Origin of the sequence: Paenibacillus sp. FSL L8-0158, assembly GCF_038592965.1 — a bacterium.
Taxonomy (GTDB): domain Bacteria; phylum Bacillota; class Bacilli; order Paenibacillales; family Paenibacillaceae; genus Paenibacillus; species Paenibacillus polymyxa_D.
This window is the reverse complement of sequence record NZ_CP151949.1, coordinates 1,953,506-1,967,721: the sequence shown is the minus strand read 5'-3', so window position 1 is coordinate 1,967,721 and position 14,216 is coordinate 1,953,506. Positions and strand designations below refer to the sequence as shown.

The window sequence follows — 14,216 nt, the reverse complement described above, 5'->3', positions numbered from 1 at the left end:
TGAAATGAATCTCCGTTTTTCTTTTTTCGTTCTGTATATTATTGTACAACGCTCCTCGCTTATATAAAAGCCGTGTCCCATGCTTTGGCACAGGACACGGCTTTTACAATGCTTATCTACGGAATCGCTCTTTACTTCCCAACTACCAAGAACATTCCCTTTTTTTAATCCTCTTCCATGGATGCCGTCACAAATTTACGCGATGGTGAAGCTTCCCTGACGCTCACTCCCCCAGAAAAGCTCAAAGCGATCCCCGCTTGCTGTAGGCCCTACTCCTGCTGGAGTACCTGTAAAAATAATATCTCCCTCGCCCAGTCCATAATGAGTCGCTATATATTCAACGATGTGCTGGATAGAAAAAATCATATTTTTGACATGTCCACGCTGCACTTCCTGTCCATTTTTGAGCAAGGAAAAATCCTGCTGCTCCAGCATGTCCAATTGTTCTAAAGGCAGGAATGGTGTCACAGGAGCAGACGATTTAAAGCCTTTGGCGGCGGTCCATGGATGGCCTTTTTTCTTGAGAACACTTTGTACATCACGCAGGGTAAAATCGATGCCGAATGCAAATGCGTTCAGACACGTATCTGCGGACATGCCCGGTTCGTATTTACGTCCTACAGCCACAACCAGCTCAGCCTCAAAATGAATATCTCCCTGCCCCTGCGGAAGCTCCAGCGTGGCGCCATCTAGCGGCACAACCGCATGAGACGGCTTCAAAAAAATCATCGGTTCTGCGGGAACCTCATTACCTAGCTCCTCCGCATGCAGTTTATAATTGCGCCCAACACAGTAAACATTACGAATTTCCACGTTCATTACGACCCTTCACCCTTCCCGCGTATGTAGTCCAATTATTAACGAATAAGTTTACGTATATAGTGCCACATCCGGTGCTTGGAAAGCAAAAAAACCTGTTCCCAGCGATCCGGCCAATTGGTGCAAATCATCAATTCAGGATGCAATGAGGACAATTTCCGCATTATACGGCGGTCATCCACCGTCCACGCCATGACAGTAATACCGCGTCCAGTGAGATCTTTCATCAAGTTTTGATCCAAACGAGGATAGCCCATAGATAAAAAAGTGCATTGTAGCTGTTCCAGTTGCTTTGCCAAGTCATCTGGACGCGCATCAATAATCAATCCGGTACGGATCTCAGGAGACAGCTCCTTAGCCCGGCGTAATGCAGCACGCTCAAAAGAGGTTAATACCACCTCTCCCTCCATCCCTCTCATCGCAATTTCACGGAGTACGGCTTTCTCCAGTCCTGGATACATATCTCCCGCTGTTTTAAGCTCAATATTGAGCGATACGCGGCCACGACATAAATCCAGTACCTGTGCGAGAGAGGGGATCATTTCTCCACGGTATTCTGCACTTTTCCAGCTACCAGCATCAAGTTGTTGCAATGCTTTCCAGTCCGAATCCTTTACTCTCCCTGTACCGTTCGTCGTTCGCTCCAGCGTAAAATCATGAATTACCACCGGAACACCGTCCTTTGACAGCTGTACATCCAGCTCAATCCAGTGTACAAATGGTTGCTCTAACGCAAGCTGAAAGGCTGCCATCGTGTTCTCAGGAGCAATCCCCGAAAAACCGCGGTGAGCCACACACAAATTATTCATCTTGTTATGACCTCCATCCACAAAGGAGTCCCTCATACGATCATTCCGTCAATTCCTATATTAACAATTTCTTTCGAAATTCTATTGAGCGCTTACTGTACCATCCATCCCTATCGAGACATTTCCCGGTGACAGTGCCGCCACTCTCTGCAAAATTTTGCTGGCCTCCGTATCCTTCAATGGGATCGGTTGACCTAGCTCCGCCCGGTAAGGGGTCAGCTTCATTTCGCAAGCCCCTTTTCGGGTACAGGTTGCCTGAAATATCGCTGTATCCCAAGTGGCTGGCACCGTTGATTTAGAAAAAATAAAATTGCCTGTGCTGTATGCGATCCATTTACCTTTATATTGCTCCATCCCTTGAAGCACATGTGGATGACCGCCAATGACAAGATCAGCTCCAGCATCAATAAAAGCATGCGATAACTCGGTTTGATGGGGCTCAAGTGCAGTAGCGCGCTCCTTCCCCCAATGGGCAATGACAATCACCAGATCGGCTTGCATTCGTGCCTCACGGATGGACTTTACGATAGCGGTCGAATCATAGGCTCCTGCTACACCGGGCAGTTTGGCGCCTGCATTCCAGTTGGCTTCAGGCATGACACGTGTAGTCCCCAACAACGCAATTTTGATCCCTTTACGTTCAAAATAGTGCGGCGCATATGCTTCTTTTGCATTACGTCCGGCTCCAGCATGGGCAATACCTTTTTCATCCAAATATTTCAGTGTATCCAGTAATCCGCCTGTGCCCTGATCCAAAATGTGATTGTTGGCCAAATTGACAGCGTCTATCCCTGCCGCAGCCAACCCAGTTAACGCCTTGGGCGAAGATTTATACACATACGTTTTATTTAACGCACCCACACCATTCGTTGTCACGGGCGTTTCCAGATTGGCCATCGTCAGATCGTCTTTATGAAACAAGTTTCCGAGATATTGATACGGAAAATCAAACCCATTCTGCTCCAATCGCTGCTCAACTTTACCGGAAAATTGCACATCCCCTACAAAGTGAAGCGTGACTGTCGGAGAATCTGCACCGTCTGTTTTGGATTTTTTTACATCCTCCGTTCCTCCCTTATCGGCGGATGGATTACCGTCGTATACATCCTTGGACATATCGTTCCCTGCCTGCCCGTCTTTCCCCGAGGATAATTTTGCTCCTGAAGAGCTGCCTTCGGGAGCATTTGTGTCAGACGTTATCGCGGGACGATGGCTTGTGTCTAAAGCAGCAGATTGCTTCGTTTCATTGTCAGCAAATTGCCTATCTGCATTGGGGCCTTCGTCCAGCTGTTTATTTGACAAGGCTGTATCATTTTCACTGACCGAGGGAGTAAACCTCTCTTCACTAGCAGATCCCGTTTGGATTTTCTTCTCCGTTTGCGAATACCCGGCATTTTCCACAAGAGAGCCACTGTTGTCGTGTTTAAATATGTAATAATAACCGAAAAGACCTACGATCATAAGCAGTAGGACCAGATTCGTAAAGATCCAAGCCTTGCCTATTTTTGGTTTTCTTGCTTTCTTGCGACCTTCATTTCGCTGTGATCTGGGAGGGTACATTCTTCACTCCTTCTATGCTATTGCATTTGCATAACTTCTTTATTAGCTGGCGAATTTTACACCTTCTCCATTATATATCAAATTTCAATATAAATAGAACCCCTCGCCTGGATCGCGAAGGGTTCATCATCGAACATTTACACCTGTACCTTAACCGCTTCCTGCTGTGTCGTTTGGACGGCATGGGAGGCCCATTCCTTAGCCTGACGGATACAGTCCGGTAAACCAATCGCATCATAGCCAGCGCCCAAAACATACACTCCTGGCATGGCAGTGCGTAACTCTTCCCGCAAATCAGCTATAGCCTGCGGGTGCCCTACCGGATATTGAGGCATGGAATTGCGAAGACGTGTAATTTCCGTGAACAACGGAGTTGCTGTAACTCCCATCATCTCTTTCAAATCCTTACGTACCAGTGCAATCAGCTCATCATCCGGTAACTCTACAGTATCTTCAGCTCCTGCTCGCCCTACATAACAGCGCAACAGCACCTTATCATCCGGGCTAGTATGTAGCCACTTGGCAGACGTCCATGTACAAGCGGTCACGCTGCGTCCTTCTTTGCGAGGTACCAGAAAACCAGAACCGTCAAAGACATTCTCAATATCTGTTTTATCGAAGGCCATGACCACGTTTGCTACAGAGACGTAATTAACGGCTTCCAGTGCAGCCACATTGACATGATCTCGCAATAGCGGCGCAGCAGCAAAGTTGGGAGTCGTTACAAAAATATCATCCGCCTCCAGCATCTCTCCATTGTCCAGCATAACGCGATATGGGCTGCCTTCACTTTCCGGTGTCTTTGTGAATTCTGTAACAGCAATTCCGGTGCGTAAATCACAGTCATACAAATCATTCAGTAACGCATGCACCAAACTTTGCAAGCCTTGACGGAAGGTCAAAAAGGCGCTTTTTTTCGTACCCGTATGTGTTTCAGCTGGTTTTCGACCTGTCATCATTCCGTGAATGAGGCTTCCGTATTGCTGCTCTACCTCAGCAAATTGTGGGAAGGTCGCTTGCAAACTTAGCGTCTTCATGTTGGCAGCATAAATCCCTGCCAGCAGTGGCTCGGTTACATTTTCTAGCACTTCTTTGCCCAGTCGGCGTTCAATAAAATCACCCAACGCCTCATCTCCCGGTACACGGCGAGGCGGAATGACAAAATCCATCATAGCCCGCATTTTCCCGCCTAAAGAGATCAAGCCGCTGCGCAAAAAGGGTTTCAGCTCCGTTGGAATTCCCAGCACCAGTCCAGGGGGCATCGGATGAAGCTGTCCTTCATGCAAAATGTATGTCTTTTTAGCCTTAGGATTCGTGCTCACCAGTTCATGATCCAGCTCCAACTCTTTTGCCAGGTCTATCATGGCCGTTTTACGGGCCAGAAAGGAATCTGGCCCCTTTTCAATTACAAAACCATCTTTATGCAGTGTTTCAATTTTTCCGCCCAGCACGGATGCTTTCTCCACCAGCGTAATTCGAGGTGTGTAGCCAGCTTCTTTGTACATTTTTCGTGTATAAAAAGCAGTGCTAAGCCCGGTCAAGCCTCCGCCTACAATTACAATATTACGTAACCTTTGCTCCATTATGTCCTCATCCCTTTTTCCATTGGTCTATGATGACATCACTAAGCGTCTCCATATACAGTGGATCACTGTTGAGTGAATCAATACGCTGAAAACGCATATCCAATTCCTTCGCCAACGCCTGTGCTTCAATATCCAGATCGTATAACACCTCTAAGTGATCAGAAACAAAGCCAACTGGCGCAGCCAGCACATACTCCACTTGCTCCTCTTTAAGACTGTGCATGGTATCCAAAATGTCTGGCCCCAGCCATGGTTCTGCTGTACGACCGGCGCTTTGCCACGTAAACTGCCAGTTGGTAATCCCCGCCTTGTCCGCAACAGCCTGCGAAGTAGCCATTAACTGCTCTACATAAGGATCACCCATAGCCAAAATCCGCTCAGGCAAGCTGTGCGCACTAAATAGAACACGAACCTCATCCCGCTTGGCTCCAGCTTCTTCAAAAAGCGCCAGCTTGCCGTTCACACGCTCAGTTAGCGTCTTAATCAACTTTGGATGAAGATAATAGCTCTCCACAAATGATATAGCCAGATCCAGTTCCTGTGCCTTAGCCTGTGCGCGCTTAATATAAGTGCCTACACTCATAACGGAATAATGCGGAGCCAGCACGACACCCACCGCTGCACGAATGCCATCTTGCACCATGGCTTCCACACCGTCCTCAATAAACGGTTTCGCATGTTTGAGTCCCTGATAACAGACAAATTCAATGTCTGGGTTGCGATTTTCCCGATTTAAGGTTTCCTGCAGGTTTTGAACCTGCCGATCCGTATTCTGCCGCAGTGGAAACACACCGCCCACAATAGCTTCATAACGATCCTTTAATTCCTTTAGCTGCTCCGGCGAGGGAGCATTACCGCGACGAATATGTGTATAATAGGCTTCCACCTGATCCAGACTCTCCGGCGTCCCGTAGGACATGACCAGTACACCCACTTTGGTTTTCATTAGCGAATCACCTCTTAACATTTCTAATGGTTTAATTCTGTGATAAAACGGAGCGGGAATATTCGTGTACATATTCGGTAAGCACTCTTAGCTTATCTAGCGAGGCTTCAGGAAATAAACCGTGACCGAGATTGAAAATGTAACCCGGCTCCAAGATGCCTTCATCTATAATGGTTTTCGCATACTGCTTGATAACATCGATTGGCGCAGTAAGCACATAAGGATCCAGATTTCCCTGTACACCAAAACCGTTCCCCAAGCGACGACGTCCTTCAGGTATACTTACCCGCCAGTCCAGTCCAATCACATCGGCTTTTAACCCATTCAAGTGTGGGAGCAATTCACCAGAGCTCACGCCCGGAAAATAAATTTTAGGTACATCCAGATCAGATAATTCATGAAAAATACGTGTGATAGTCGGCAGCACAAAAGTTTGAAAATCATAGGGCGAGAGCGCACCTACCCAACTATCAAACAATTGAAAAGCCTTACCGCCATTAGCGATATGAGCTCGCACGTATGTAATAACCATGTCCCCTAGCTTATCCATCAGGCGATGCCACAACTCAGGCTCTCCATACATCATCGCTTTGGTGCGAATATATCCTTTGGAGGGTCTTCCTTCTATTAAATAACTTGCAATGGTAAAAGGCGCTCCAGCGAACGTAATCAATGGCACGTTCAGTTCACGGTCCAAAATGCGGATCGTTTCCAAAATATGACCCAAATCGCGTTCCACATCAATCGGACGCAACTTATCTACGTCTGCAGCTGACCGGATCGGATTATCAATAACCGGGCCAATATTTTTGACAATATCAAAATCAACCCCTAGCGAGGCTACCGGATTCATAATATCAGAATATAAAATTGCAGCGTCTACCCCAAGCTTGCGCACGGGCATCAAAGTCACTTCTGCGGCCAGCTCGGGCTGGCGGCATATTTCAAGCAACGTGTATTTTTCTTTAATTTTGCGATACTCAGGGTCATACCTTCCGGCCTGCCGCATGTACCATACGGGAATATGATCCACAGCTTGTTTGCGGCAAGCGCGGATAAAAGTATCATTGTAGGTCATGACTTCAGCCTCCAGTTCGAATCATAAATACTATATTTTATTATGCCCTTTTTCAAGAGTCGTAACAACCGTAGCTCTCGAACAAACCATGACAAACCCATGACATTTGGATAAAGTTTCAATGAAGTGTGCTATACTAGAGAAATGGCTTTTTTTAAAGCTCCGGAGAAGTTATGCGTTGATACGTAGGATTTACAACAGGATGAGAATGGGCAGAAAGGAAGTGAAAGCACATTGAAAACGTGGGAGACGTGGAAAATCAATCTCATTGTGCTTTGGTTCGGTCAGTTTCTGGTCAATGCGGGTATTACGATGATTACTCCGTTCCTCGCCCTGTATCTGGCTCAGGACCTTCATGTGAAGGGAGAGCACGATATTGGGCTATGGGCTGGAGTTATTTTTGCCGCTAACTTTTTGACCTCATTTATGTTCCAACCTTTGTGGGGCAAGCTTGCTGACAGATATGGACGTAAAGTCATGCTGCTTCGCTCAGGCTTTGGTATGGCTTTGGTCATCGGATGTATGGGTTTGGTCACCCATCCGTGGCAACTGCTGGCGCTTCGCCTGCTGAACGGTACGATTTCGGGTTTCAATCCGGCATCGATTTCCCTAGTGTCGGGTACCACTCCCAAAGAGCGAACCGGATTCGCTATGGGGATTATGCAATCCGGTCAGATGGCTGGCACGATTCTCGGCCCTCTGCTAGGCGGGTTTTTGGCTGACTGGGTTGGATTCAGACCGATCTTTTATATTACAGGCGCTCTGATTTTTATAGCCTCACTCATTGCAATGTTTCTGGTTAAAGAAAATTTCAGTAAAGCGGAAGCCGCACGCACACCGCAAATTTCGGTTTTTGCCGGATTAAAGGAGCTAAGCCATACGCCCCAGCTTCCGGCTTTGTTCACCGTAACGTTTCTGCTCCAATTTGCCATGATCAGTACGGTATCTCTGCTGCCGTTATATGTGCAAAAACTGTATGGGTCGGCAGAAGGAATTGCGCTGATTGCGGGGTTCGTTACAGCTATAACAGGCGTATCCAATATGATTGCTGCACCGCTCCTTGGAAGATTGAGTGACAAGATAGGAGCGCACAAGATCTTGACCATTGCACTGCTCGGAACGGCGGTTATGCTCATTCCGCAGGCTTTTGTCAATGAAGTGTGGCAACTTGTCATTATCCGTTTTTTCATGGGTGTATTTATGGGCGGTCTGCTACCAAGCGTAAATGCGCTGATTCGCACGTATACACCGGAAGGAATGGAAAGTCGTTCTTTCGGCTTCAATACCAGCTCGCTCGCGCTTGGGAATATGCTGGGTGCTGTCATTGGCGGGGTGCTATCCGGGTTTATCGGCATCGAAGGACTGTTTATCATGTCAGGTGTCCTGTTAATCGTCAACATATTCTGGGTACGCATGAAGCTCTTTGATCGTAAGGCTACGCCTGATTTCAGGTAAGATAACCTTCAGGTAAGACAAGCCTGCCTTAACAGACAAGAACCTCCTTATCCACGCTACTGTGGACAAGGAGGTTCTTTTTTTGTATAGCTATACATAGGGAATGAACGCTATTTAACTCGAGCTAGCGCCAATCCATCGTAAGCTGGCAAAAGCGTGCTGACCAGCCGCGGATCTGTTGCTATCGTTTCGTTAAAACGTCTCACGGCCTGGACCGCAGGGCCATTCTTATCCGTATTCAGCGTCCGTCCGCGAAGGAAACAGTTGTCTCCCGCAATAATGGCACCTGGATTCGCCAGAGCAATCGCATATTCCAGATATACTGGGTAATTTTCCTTATCTGCGTCAATGAAGAAAAAATCAAAAGTTCTTCCCTCTTCCTGAAGTTCTTTCAAGCTGTCCGCTGCGGGTCCGATACGATATTCGACACGGTCACCGTAGCCATTGTTTTCCATATGTCGATGTGCCAGCGCTGCGTACGCTTCTTTCAGCTCCAGTGACACAATACGGCCCTTTTCTCCCAGCCCACGGGCCAGACATAATCCACTGTAGCCGCCTAATGCGCCGATTTCCAGTACATACTGTGCGCCAGATACTTCAATTAGAAACGTCAACAGTTTTCCATAAGGATGGGCAACGGATACTTCCGGCATACCTTCTTTAACGATAGCCTCCCTAATACTGCGAAGTGCTTCATCCTCTTGTACCAGCTGGTCTACATATTGCTCAGGCGTCATATTGGGTGTAATTTCCACGGTTCATCTCTCCTTATTGCTTAATCATAACGCAGGTTGGACGTGGTGTCCTTCGTAAATTTTTCACCTTAATGATTTGTCTCTTCGTGTACAATGGCCTATACTATAGGGATTGAACCAAGCTTACATGAATATGGGGACGGAGTGAATACGTTTAATGACTCAACTGCAACTAATTGCAACTGCGCCAATGGGACTCGAAGCCGTCGTGGCCCGAGAACTCAGAGAACTCGGGTACGAAGATCTGACCGTCGAAAACGGCCGCGTCGTTTTTACCGGAGATTATATGGATATATGCCGGTGTAACCTGTGGCTTCGCACATCAGACCGCGTACTTATTAAAATGGGTGAATTTGCTGCAACTACCTTCGATGAGCTGTTCGAGGGTACCAAAGCATTACCCTGGCAGGATTGGATTCCTGTAGATGGTGAATTCCCCGTCGAGGGACGTTCGCACAAATCACAGCTTAGTAGCGTACCAGCCAGTCAGGGAATCGTCAAGAAGGCGATTGTAGAGAAGCTCAAGGAAACCTACCACACAGATTGGTTTGCTGAAGATGGCCCTCGTTACGTCATTGAGGTCATTCTATTGAATGATCGTGCGTTGCTGACACTTGATACGACCGGTCCAGGACTGCACAAACGCGGCTACCGTAAGCTCGTTACAGAGGCGCCTCTCAAAGAAACGATGGCTTCTGCTCTTATTCAGCTTAGTCGCTGGAGTCCTGACCGACCATTCTATGACCCATGCTGCGGTTCCGGTACTTTGTTGGTCGAAGCTGCCATGCAAGCCTGGAATATTGCGCCAGGACTGAGACGGACCTTTAACTCGGAAGACTGGCCTGTCATTGGCAGAGAATTATGGGATCAGGCTCGCGACGAGGCGATGGATTTGACCCGCGATGACATTCCTTTTGAAATTGCAGGTAGCGATATCGATCCTAATGCCATACAAGTTGCTGAGGCAGCTGTAAAAGCAGCAGGCTTTGCTAAAGACATCCCTCTTAAGGTGATGCCTGTAACTAAAGTCAGACTCGAAGGACAATATGGTGTGATGATTACAAACCCACCTTATGGCGAGAGACTGAGCGAGCAATCCGAGGTGGAAAAGCTGATCCGTTCACTCGCACGCACGGCAGCCGAAATGAAGACTTGGTCCTTCTTTGCCATCAGTTCCACCAAGCAATTTGAGCATTATTGGGGCCGTAAAGCAGACAAGCGCCGGAAGTTGTTTAACGGTCGGATCGAATGTCAATACTATCAGTATCTAGGCCCTCTGCCTCCGCGTCGCAAAGATACTTCGCCGTTGCAGCCTTAAATATGATGAAGCCTAGGCCAGGAAACGAACTCTCTGTTCGTTGTTCTGGCCTGATTTGTGTTGTATTTTCTTTACTTAATCATTGAAATGCGCGAGATGAGCGCTATAATAATTAAAGGCATTTCGGTTTTAACATTACGTTAATATGTAGTTTATACTAGCCGAACATTTCTGCCAGAGGGGGTAAAGTGTTGGTTATTCGCACGTCCAGTGCAAGTCGCACTGGTAACACGTTCAGCAGAATGCTGCTGTCTCGATATTTTGGACTAGGTCTGTTTTTTGTGCTTATGATCGGCAAGCTCGTACTGATTCACTATAACTTGCATGCCCAAAATATTGATATGAATCCGCTGGATTATGTCATCGCTATTGGTTCGCTTTTACTTGTGAGCTTCTGGACCTTATGGCTGCCACGTCGCGGACGTTTGATTGCTCTTGTGGTGCTCGATATTTTGCTCACCGCGCTCATTTATTCCGACATGGTTTATTATCGGTATTTCCAGGATTTCATTACGATTCCCGTCTTACTTCAAGCCGGACAAGTTGATTCTCTGGGCGGAAGTATCGCATCCCTTATGTACTGGGGGGACATTCTCTTTTTTGCAGACTGGATTCTATTCATTCCGTATGTCATATTTGTGGCTTCCTTACGACGTCGACTTACAACGAAGGATACTTATTTAAAGGCATCCCGAAGCTCCTTCACAAAGAGGTTCCTGCTTCGCTTCTCCAAAGGAGCATTGGCTTTCCTATTTGGCTATGTACTAACATTTGGGCCGATCAAATATTATACCTCCACGTGGGCAACTGGCATATTTGTCGGCAACTGGTGGTCGATGGCCTTGTACAACGTAACCGGATTGATCGGATTTCATGGTTATGACATCTACCGCTATGGTCAGGATCACCTTGGTCCCCAGCCTACATTGGCTCAAGCGGAATCCGATAAAGATAAGGAATGGTTTAATCAGCATCAAAAGTTGCTTCAGGTAAAAAATGATCTATCTGGCAAGTATAAGGGCAAAAACGTGATGGTCATTCAAGCTGAAGCGTTCATGAACTTTTTTATCGGCAAACAGATCAACGGTCAAGCGATTACGCCTAACTTTGACAAACTGACGAAGGAAAGCATGTATTTCAACAATTATTTTCACCAGACTGCGCAGGGTCGTACTTCGGACGCGGACTTCTCTACACATGCTTCGCTGCATCCGCTCCCAACAGGCTCGGTATTTATCCGTTATGCGGACCATAAATTCGATACGTTACCTTCTATTTTGAAGGATACTGGTTATAGTCCCAATGCGTTTCACGTGTACGACAGCAGCTTCTGGAACCGCTACACTATGTATAAGGCAATGAACTATGACAAGTTCTACAGTAAAAAAGATTTTAAAATTGATGAGCCATTGGGCTGGTCCCTGGGAGACAAATCCTTTTTCCGTCAAACGCTCAATGATCTCACTACCGAAGTTAAGCAGCCATTCTACGCTTATATGGTCGGTATCTCAAGCCATCATCCGTACAACCTGTCACCTGACGCGGTAGATTTGGACGTTGGCGAGTTTGAAGGTACCATGTTCGGGGACTATCTGAAATCTGTCCATTATGTAGATGAAGCACTGGGCGAATTGGTAGATCAGATGAAGAAAGACGGACTGTGGGATGATACGATCCTGATGTTTTATGGGGATCATGACAATTCTATTAAAGACAAAGCACTGTATGAGAAATTTTTAGGCAAGCCACTTACAGATCTCGATATGCAGAAAATCATGAATCAGGTGCCATTACTTGTGCATCTTCCTGATGGAAGTCAGGCGGGTACGTATACAGAACCAGCAGGTCAATTGGACCTGACACCTTCCGTAATGCACCTGCTTGGGATTTCTACAAAACCATATCATTTTATGGGAAACGATCTGTTTAGCGGGAAGCCTCGTATGGTTGTACTGCGTACTGGTGCTTTCACCGATGGACGAGTGTACTACATTCCATCTGAGGACGGTACATTCTCCAAAGGGACCTGTTACAACCTGAGTACAGGCCAGCCCACAGACGTAAACGCCTGCGGACCGGGATATACAGAAGCTCTCAATCGGTTGAACATATCCGATCAGGTTATCACATACGATCTTATTCGCGAATGGGAACCACAAACAAAGAAGTAACAACGACTCCTTCTGTACCCAATAGCTTTTTGTGGGAGGTTGCTGATATAGCATCCTTCTCAAACTCCTTTAAGGAAGTCGTCGCATAACTGCTCTGTATATAACAAAAAAGCACGATCCATCGGCTTGTAAGTGCTGTGGATCGTGCTTTTTTATATGGATTGTCACTCGACTGCGCTCGTTGTTACCAGTCACAAATGCTTAGGAACGCAACGTTTTTTTAGCCTGTTCAAGCCGTTGTACCTCTCCACCAAGCATGTCCTCCGCAACTTCTACTGAGTCGTCACCAAGGCTATCCTTCGCCTGCTGTATGGCATGTTCAGCATGAGTGCGAGATTGCTCCGCCTGTTCAATCAGTTGCTCAGCCGGATGTGACAATGCCTGAGAGACGGCATTGTGGAGCCTGTCCACCGAGTTTTGTGTTTGAGCCTCAACACTGTGATTGTCGAGATTGGAATCATATTGGGCCATGAGTCACTCCTCCTTCTGGGCAGTGGTCTACATCCATTAGCATGGATCAGAAGAAGGGGAAATATTCGAAAATTGCGAATGCTGCGTACTGGAACTATTTGATAAAGCGCGCAGCCTTCTCCAATACTTCATCCTCCGTGGCCGCACTCACATAACGTCCGTTCACATACACAAACGCCCGTTTCCCACAAGGACCGCAATACGATTTGCAGCCGATTTTGATCTCGGCATCTGGTGCCATCTTTTGCAACTTGGGCAAGATTGTTTTCAAGCGAATATGATTGCATTCATCACATACGCGAATATCGTTGGCCATCTGTCATCCCTCCGAGCTCCGGCTTAGTGGTCGCCGTGATTACCTTGGGAAGGGTTAGTAATGACAAATCCTTCTTCGGGGAAGTACAAGTAATCAATTTTTACACCATCCAGCAGCGGCTGGCCGTTTTCCAAAATGACGTCAATGCCTTTATCTGTAGATACGACAGTATCTGTTTCTTTAGGCGTGTCCAAATCCAGCCCGTAATGAGCATGATCTCCATGAGCATGAGTAATAACAACGCGCAGGCTCTTCCCTTGGTTCTCTTCCTTATCCAGTTCAAGTTTCAGTACTTTAGCTGCGTTACGAGTAATTTTGCAGTTCATCAAACTTCATCTCCTTCATATTCATTAAATGAAATGTGGTTCATTGGATACATATCCACACCACACAACCTAGCGGGTAAAATCAACAACTCAAATAATTAGCCTCTATCCCAGAGAGAAAGAGGTACTACGGCAGCATAGCTGCGCCTGAAACATCATCATGAGCCGTTAGATCACAATGATGTCCAGCATAGCAAAAGGCAATATTCCTATTGTAAAGAAAATCGTGAAAAATCGCAATCACGAAATTCATAAGCTTATCTACCGAACACGTACATGTTGCTTTTCAAGCACATCTGGATATTTTCGTTCGGCACGGGTGACAAACCAATTCATAAGCAATAGCGTCACACCAATATCGTCGATGGGCATAAATGGCATGACATCAGGTAATACCCAATAGAGCAACACAGGCACCGCAAAGAGTAATTTTTCTCCCAGCGGAATCCTTGATGAAGTAATAAATCGGGGCATACGACGAAATACATGTGACCATTGACGGAGGGATAGTAATCTTTTCCACTTCATAGGTTGTTCACTCCATTTCCAATGCTCCTAAGTATATATACCCCCATTGAAGGGACATGTAAAGAGGAACACTTATAA

14 protein-coding genes are annotated in these 14,216 nt (G+C 46.7%); 3 read left to right on the top strand and 11 right to left on the bottom strand.

The features are described from left to right. Window positions 1-195: 195 nt before the first annotated feature. The 6 genes from NSQ68_RS09050 to hemE all read right to left on the bottom strand — a co-directional run bounded on the left by NSQ68_RS09050 (window position 196) and on the right by hemE (window position 6,798). Window positions 196-819 carry a fumarylacetoacetate hydrolase family protein gene (locus NSQ68_RS09050; protein ID WP_342428639.1) on the bottom strand — a complete coding sequence of 208 codons (624 nt, stop codon included), beginning with the start codon at window positions 817-819 and terminating at the stop codon, window positions 196-198. Between the two features lie 38 nt (window positions 820-857). Then, window positions 858-1,628 (bottom strand): glycerophosphodiester phosphodiesterase family protein, encoded by a 771-nt coding sequence (locus NSQ68_RS09045; RefSeq protein ID WP_342428638.1) that lies wholly within the window; start codon window positions 1,626-1,628, stop codon window positions 858-860. 81 nt (window positions 1,629-1,709) lie between these two features. After that, window positions 1,710-3,188, bottom strand: coding sequence for a CapA family protein (locus NSQ68_RS09040; protein ID WP_342428637.1), 1,479 nt, complete (start codon window positions 3,186-3,188; stop codon window positions 1,710-1,712). A 137-nt stretch (window positions 3,189-3,325) separates the two neighbouring features. Further along, the gene (hemG, locus tag NSQ68_RS09035; RefSeq protein ID WP_342428636.1) at window positions 3,326-4,771 is read right to left on the bottom strand and encodes a protoporphyrinogen oxidase; all 1,446 of its coding nucleotides are present in this window, start codon (window positions 4,769-4,771) and stop codon (window positions 3,326-3,328) included. A gap of 7 nt (window positions 4,772-4,778) precedes the next feature. Continuing rightward, window positions 4,779-5,720 carry a ferrochelatase gene (hemH, locus tag NSQ68_RS09030; protein WP_342428635.1) on the bottom strand — a complete coding sequence of 314 codons (942 nt, stop codon included), beginning with the start codon at window positions 5,718-5,720 and terminating at the stop codon, window positions 4,779-4,781. Between the two features lie 31 nt (window positions 5,721-5,751). Beyond that, window positions 5,752-6,798 carry a uroporphyrinogen decarboxylase gene (gene hemE / locus NSQ68_RS09025; RefSeq protein ID WP_342428634.1) on the bottom strand — a complete coding sequence of 349 codons (1,047 nt, stop codon included), beginning with the start codon at window positions 6,796-6,798 and terminating at the stop codon, window positions 5,752-5,754. A 234-nt stretch (window positions 6,799-7,032) separates the two neighbouring features. Here hemE and NSQ68_RS09020 point away from each other — a divergent pair, with 234 nt between their 5' ends. Then, the gene (locus NSQ68_RS09020; RefSeq protein ID WP_342428633.1) at window positions 7,033-8,253 is read left to right on the top strand and encodes an MFS transporter; all 1,221 of its coding nucleotides are present in this window, start codon (window positions 7,033-7,035) and stop codon (window positions 8,251-8,253) included. A 110-nt stretch (window positions 8,254-8,363) separates the two neighbouring features. Here NSQ68_RS09020 and NSQ68_RS09015 read toward each other — a convergent pair whose 3' ends face one another. After that, on the bottom strand, window positions 8,364-9,008 hold the full coding sequence (locus NSQ68_RS09015) for an O-methyltransferase (protein ID WP_342428632.1): 645 nt from the start codon (window positions 9,006-9,008) through the stop codon (window positions 8,364-8,366). A gap of 157 nt (window positions 9,009-9,165) precedes the next feature. Between NSQ68_RS09015 and NSQ68_RS09010 the strand changes: the two genes are divergently transcribed. Both NSQ68_RS09010 and NSQ68_RS09005 read left to right on the top strand, forming a co-directional pair. Continuing rightward, complete coding sequence (locus NSQ68_RS09010; protein ID WP_023987994.1) at window positions 9,166-10,326, top strand: class I SAM-dependent RNA methyltransferase; 1,161 nt, start codon at window positions 9,166-9,168, stop codon at window positions 10,324-10,326. 188 nt (window positions 10,327-10,514) lie between these two features. Next, window positions 10,515-12,497: an LTA synthase family protein gene (locus tag NSQ68_RS09005; protein WP_342428631.1), complete on the top strand. Its 1,983-nt coding sequence runs from the start codon at window positions 10,515-10,517 to the stop codon at window positions 12,495-12,497. Window positions 12,498-12,698: 201 nt separating this feature from the next. Here the strand turns inward: NSQ68_RS09005 and NSQ68_RS09000 are convergent, their stop codons facing one another. The 4 genes from NSQ68_RS09000 to NSQ68_RS08985 all read right to left on the bottom strand — a co-directional run bounded on the left by NSQ68_RS09000 (window position 12,699) and on the right by NSQ68_RS08985 (window position 14,138). Beyond that, window positions 12,699-12,968, bottom strand: coding sequence for a hypothetical protein (locus NSQ68_RS09000; protein WP_342428630.1), 270 nt, complete (start codon window positions 12,966-12,968; stop codon window positions 12,699-12,701). Window positions 12,969-13,062: 94 nt separating this feature from the next. After that, complete coding sequence (locus NSQ68_RS08995) at window positions 13,063-13,284, bottom strand: DUF1450 domain-containing protein (protein WP_007429791.1); 222 nt, start codon at window positions 13,282-13,284, stop codon at window positions 13,063-13,065. Window positions 13,285-13,307: 23 nt separating this feature from the next. Further along, a complete protein-coding gene (locus NSQ68_RS08990) occupies window positions 13,308-13,610 on the bottom strand; it encodes a heme biosynthesis protein HemY (protein ID WP_013309686.1) in 303 nt (100 codons plus the stop codon). A gap of 261 nt (window positions 13,611-13,871) precedes the next feature. Further along, on the bottom strand, window positions 13,872-14,138 hold the full coding sequence (locus NSQ68_RS08985; RefSeq protein ID WP_023987991.1) for a hypothetical protein: 267 nt from the start codon (window positions 14,136-14,138) through the stop codon (window positions 13,872-13,874). Window positions 14,139-14,216: the final 78 nt, after the last annotated feature.